4 protein-coding genes are annotated in these 5,115 nt (G+C 71.4%); 1 reads left to right on the forward strand and 3 read right to left on the reverse strand.

What is annotated here, in order from left to right:
* From AC08ON_RS09050 to AC08ON_RS09060, 3 genes are all read right to left on the reverse strand, one after another.
* Nucleotides 1-1,033 (reverse strand): replication-relaxation family protein (locus AC08ON_RS09050; RefSeq protein WP_476608097.1); only part of this gene is annotated, 1,033 nt, incomplete at its 3' end.
* 176 nt (nt 1,034-1,209) lie between these two features.
* Complete coding sequence (locus AC08ON_RS09055) at nt 1,210-2,181, reverse strand: hypothetical protein (RefSeq protein WP_476608098.1); 972 nt, start codon at nt 2,179-2,181, stop codon at nt 1,210-1,212.
* 245 nt (nt 2,182-2,426) lie between these two features.
* A complete protein-coding gene (locus tag AC08ON_RS09060; RefSeq protein ID WP_476616782.1) occupies nt 2,427-4,274 on the reverse strand; it encodes a SulP family inorganic anion transporter in 1,848 nt (615 codons plus the stop codon).
* Nucleotides 4,275-4,515: 241 nt separating this feature from the next.
* Between AC08ON_RS09060 and AC08ON_RS09065 the strand changes: the two genes are divergently transcribed.
* Entirely contained in the window at nt 4,516-4,863 is a 348-nt protein-coding gene (locus AC08ON_RS09065; protein ID WP_023839852.1) for an ArsR/SmtB family transcription factor, read from the forward strand.
* Nucleotides 4,864-5,115 lie beyond the last annotated feature (252 nt).

A 5,115-nucleotide genomic window follows, 5' to 3' on the forward strand; every position in this document is an offset into this window, starting at 1 on the left:
AGGCCGCGCGCTGCTGGGGATCCGGGCCTGTGGGTGGCATCGGCTCGGGTGGGTGGAGCCGTGTCGGACGCTCGACGTCCATGTCAACTGCCGAGCTGTTGGTCTTGGGCTTGGCGTTGGGGGGCCAGAGGCCGGCCAGTTGGCCCAGGCTGAGGCGACCGGTCCCGGGCTGGGTGAGGGGTAGCCAGCGGGTCAGGGTGGCGTCGAGATGCTGGTCGGGTTCGGCGAGGTCCGCGGCCGTGGTCGCGACCGGTACCCGCGCCGGGTCGTCAAGGTTGCGCAGCGCCTCCGCGAGGACCTCACGCAGGCGGGCTTCGCGGCGCAGGGTGGTGGTCCAGATCAGGACCGGGGTGATGATCCGGGTCGCCTTGGCGAGCCGGTCGTAGGCGTCGATCTTGTAGGTGAGGTGGCGGAGTGCTTCGGTGCCGAAGTCGAGTTCGAGGAACCATTCGATCTCGGCGCGGCCCTGCGCCCACCTGCCGTACGCGTCGGGCCGCACGATGTCGCCGAACGAGCGGGCGCAGCGTTCCTCCGACCACCAGGCCGTCAGCCGGCTGGTGGCGTCGGGCTGGCGGGCGTGGTGGACCAGCCGGGTGAACATGCCGTTGACCGCGACCCGGTGGGCCAGGTGCAGGGAGTGGGCGATGCCCATGGCCCGGTCGTGCTGGTAGCCGATCTTCTTCGGGTCCAGGCCGTCTTCGTGGGCGAGGACGGCGGCGCCGGCGACGTCGAGGACGTAGTGCATGGGTGACAGGCCGCTGACCGCGAGCGGCTGGAAGCGGTCGAGGATCCGCCAGCGGTAGAGCTCCAGCAGGCGCAGGTTCGCTGACCGGCGGTTGATCCAGCCGAGTTCGACGATCTGGTGGGTGGTCAGCACCCGGTGTTCGTGGATCATCCGGGTGATCCACCGGTCCCGGGGGGTGAGGTGGCGGACCAGCCAGAGCTGGTGCTCGGCGCTGGACACGACGCGGGCGCTGGGTCGGGTGTAGGTACGGCGGCCGAGGTAGGTCTGCTGCGGAGGATTCGTGATCACGTCGAGGGTCTCCCAAAAGGCTGATCATGCAAACGGAGGCAGACGAACAGACAGGCAGAAGGGGCAGACAGCCGGGACCGGGCCGGGGGGCGAGCGGGCGGACGCGTCCGTGCCCGGACACGCCGCCCGCCAGCACACGAGGTCCACCCCCGTCCCGCCCGTCGGGGCGGAGGCCGTCATCCGACCGCGGCCAGCGCACCCGTCCCGGCCGGTTCCACCGGACCGAGATCAACCATGTCGACGTCATCCGGCCCGACCGCCGCAGCCACCACGTCCGCGACCCCGTCGTCGGCATCCGACGCGAGCGCGCCAGTACCGACCTCGGGGAGGTCGGCGGTGGGGGCGTGTTCTTCCAACACCCGGTGGGCCTCGGTGCGTAGCTGCGTGACCAGGGCCCGCGCCCGCTTCGAGCCGACTTTCAGCCGCTTGCGCAGCTCGTCCGAGGAGATCGGACGGCGGTGCTCCTCCCAGTAGCGGGCATCCTCCCGGCGCGCCCGCTCCAACAACGACCCGTCGAGGACCACGGTGCTCGGCCGGTCGGGAGCGCGCTGCGCAGGAACCGCCACCACCTCGGCCCGCGGGCTCTCACCTCCGGACGGCGCAGGCACGGCGGTGGGCACCGCTGCCCCACCGGTCTCTGCCGGCCGGGACGCGGACGCAGGGATCGTGACGTCCTGTGCTTCGGGGTGGAAGGTGGTGGGGTGGCGCATCGCACGCAACAGCCCTGGGCCAACTTCAGACCAACCAATAAGCAACGCCGGACCAACAGCATCGAACGCGGCTTTTCCGTAGTCCCCCGCAATCACCGGCTCAGCTACATTGAGCGCCAGTGTGACCACGCTGGAGAACACCAACAGCCGCCGAGCCGGATGCAGCAGCTCAGCCGGCGCGCCCTGCACCGCCAGCTGCCGTGTCCCCAGCAAAAGGCCCACCACGGACAAGTCGACGGCAGGGGCCACCAAGGGGGCAACCCAGACTGGCACCCCGAGACGTAGACCGAGCTGGAATACGTTGCCGAACCCGAAGGCGAACGTCAGCCCGACGACCACAACCATGATCACGGTGACGAGAGTGACCGCCACGTCCCGTCCCGCCGCCGACGGCACCACAACCGGACCGTCCACCATGGCCGTGCCCTCGGCGGCCATCAGGCACCCGCCTTGGCCAGCGCCCGCGCCGCTACCGACCGGGGCCCGTCACTGGGCGTGATAGCCGCAGGTACACGAGCCGAAACCACCAGGCTCGCCTTCGCCCGGTTTTGCGTGGATGCTGTACGAGCCTCCCCTGGGGCACATCCGTCATGTCGATCGCCGCCTCCGACTGGTGGGACCAGAGTCCCCTGCGGGGCGGGCTGCGTCGCGAGCCGCGTGACCGCGACTAGCGCCGCGTGGGCTCAGGTTGGGACGGCGGCCAGGGCGCCGGTGTGGTGGAGATGGTCCCGGGCGGCCTGGATGGCCGACGGGGTGGAGTCGAACAGGCGTCCCTGGCCGCGCAGCCGGTCCACCAGACCGACGGCGGCCACCGCTTTGGCATGCTCGGGTCGCAGCCCCGACACATACACCTTGACGCCGCGGTGTTCGAGCCGGTCGATGACGTCGCGCAGGACGAGGGCGCCGGTGCCGTCGACGGCGCTGACCCGGGACAGCCGGAGGATGAGGATCTCGACGTCGGCCACCTCGGTGAGCTCCAGCAGGAAGCGGTGGGCGGCGGCGAAGAACAGGGGGCCGTCGATACGGTAGGCGACGATGTGCTCGGCGAGTAGCGCGTGTTCGGAATCGCGATGATCGCCGGGGTCCAGCGGCACCTCCTCGACCCGCGCGGTTCGGGCGATTGCGCGCAGGGCGAGGGCGCCGGCGACCGCGAGGCCGAGGACGACGGCGATGACGAGGTCGAGCGCCAGGGTCGCCCCGGCGGTCAGCGCCATGACCAGGGCATCGGAGTGTGACGCACGGCCGAGGGTGCGCAACGAGGAGACCTCGACCATCCGCACCGCCGTGGCGAGCAGAACACCGGCGAGCGCGGCGAGCGGGATGCGCGCGACCAGGGGAGCGGCGGCGAGCATCACCCCGGCGAGGACCACGGCGTGCGCGAGGGCGGCGAGCCGGGACGAGGCACCCGAGCGGACGTTGACCGCGGTGCGGGCGATCGCGCCGGTGGCGGGCACCCCGCCGAACAGCGGGACGGCGAGGTTGGCCAGCCCTTGGCCGAACAGCTCCCGGTCGGGGTCGTGGTTCTGGCCGACGGTCATCCCGTCGGCCACACTGGCCGAGAGCAGGCTCTCCAAGGCTGCGAGCGCGGCCACGGCGACGGCGGCCGTGGCGAGCGTCGGGATCGCGGTGATGTCGAGGAAGCCGAGCGAGGGACCGGGCAGGGTGGCGGGGATTGCGCCGAGGGTCGTGACGTCCCACTCGCGGGCCGTGACGAGGGCCGTCGCGAGGGCCACGGCGAGCAGCGAGAACGGGACCGTGGGCCGCAGCCGGGCGCCGACCAGCATCGTCGCCGCGACGCCGACGGCGAGCGCGAGCGCGAGCCAGTGCGGCCGGTGGACGAAGTCGGCCACGGCCGCCCAGGCCACGCCGGTCACCCGGTCACCGTTTCGGGCGCGCACCCCCAGGGCCGAGGGAACCTGCTGAAGGAAGATCACCGCGGCGATGCCGACGGTGAATCCCTCCACCACGGGCGCCGGCACATATCGCACGGAGCGGCCGACCCGCAGGACCGCGAGCGCGAGCAGGATCATCCCGGCTAGCAGCCCGACGGTCAGCACACCAGCCGGCCCGTGCCGGTGCACGATCGGCACGAGTACGACGGTCATCGCGCCGGTCGGCCCGGACACCTGCAGGTTCGACCCGCCGAAGACCGCCGCGAGAGCACCCGCCACGATCGCCGTCACCAGCCCGGCGGCCGCGCCGAGGCCGGAGGAGACCCCGAATCCCAGCGCGAGCGGCAGCGCGACCACCGCGACGGTCATCCCCGCGAGCAGGTCACGGCCTGGCTGGCGGCGCATGCTCTCGATATCGGCCCGGCCGGGCAGGAGCCGGCCGAGTTCCAGCCGGCCGAGTGGCCTGGGCCAGCGTGACGGGGCCGTCCTTATGGGGGCGGGGCAGCGGGGTCGGGAGTCCTCGGCCTGCCCCGTCGTCGTCTCGATGCGGATCCGATCCTCCCGTATACTGGGATGAAAAATTGAAGGTTTCTTCAATTTACATACTAAAAAGTATGGAGTGGGCGAGATCTCGGACACAGCGGCCCCGTAGAGCCGTGCCGTGCGATAAAGAGCTGTTTCCCGACTCCGAAGTGTGGTAACGAACAGTTGATAAATTCTGTAACTGGCGGGGAGGTCGCCATCGGGCGCGAACGGGTCGTGGCGCTACTCACCGTGCCGGCGTGATCTCTGGGTGGGCGGTCGCCGGTACTCCGGCCAGGCCGGTACCTCGGCCGGTAGGCCTCGGCCGGAGCTGCGTGGGGTCGACGGGAGGTGGCTCGTGACGAGGCGGGTTCCGCTGTACCAGGCTAAAGCGGAGTTTTTTCGCATGCTTGGCCATCCGGTGCGAATTAGGGTGCTGGAGTTGCTGCAGGACGGGCCGATGCCGGTGCGGGATCTCCTGGCCGCGATCGAGGTGGAGTCGTCGAACCTTTCCCAACAGCTCGCGGTGCTGCGCCGGTCCGGGATCGTGACCGCGACGCGGGACGGCCCGACGGTGGTGTACGCGCTCGCGGGCGGGGACGTGGCGGAGCTGATGCGCGCGGCCCGGCGGATTCTGACCGAGATGGCGGCCGGGCAGGCCGGGCTGTTGGCCGAGTTGCGCGAAGCGGAGACAAGCTCCTCATGAGCATGAAATGTGGTGGACCGATGCCCGGGACTCCCGCAGGTGGGACTCCCGCGGAGGGGCGCCCCGCCGAGGGACCGACTGGGGGACCGGCGCGCACCGGACGGAGTCGGGCACGGGTGGAGCCGGCGTGACGCCTCCTGGTCCGGCCGGTCCGGCCGGTTCAGCCGGGGTCAACCCCGCCTACAGCGTCACGGTCCGCGTCCCGCACCGGGCCACGATGATCATCGAGGCGGTCGTCGCCGCAGCCCCCGG

It is taken from the genome of Frankia sp. CoWAU3, from assembly GCF_977971855.1.

Bases quoted from the DNA above. Each gene is read 5' to 3' on its own strand.
- AC08ON_RS09055 (WP_476608098.1), bottom strand. From the start codon at position 2,181: ATGGCCGCCGAGGGCACGGCCATGGTGGACGGTCCGGTTGTGGTGCCG.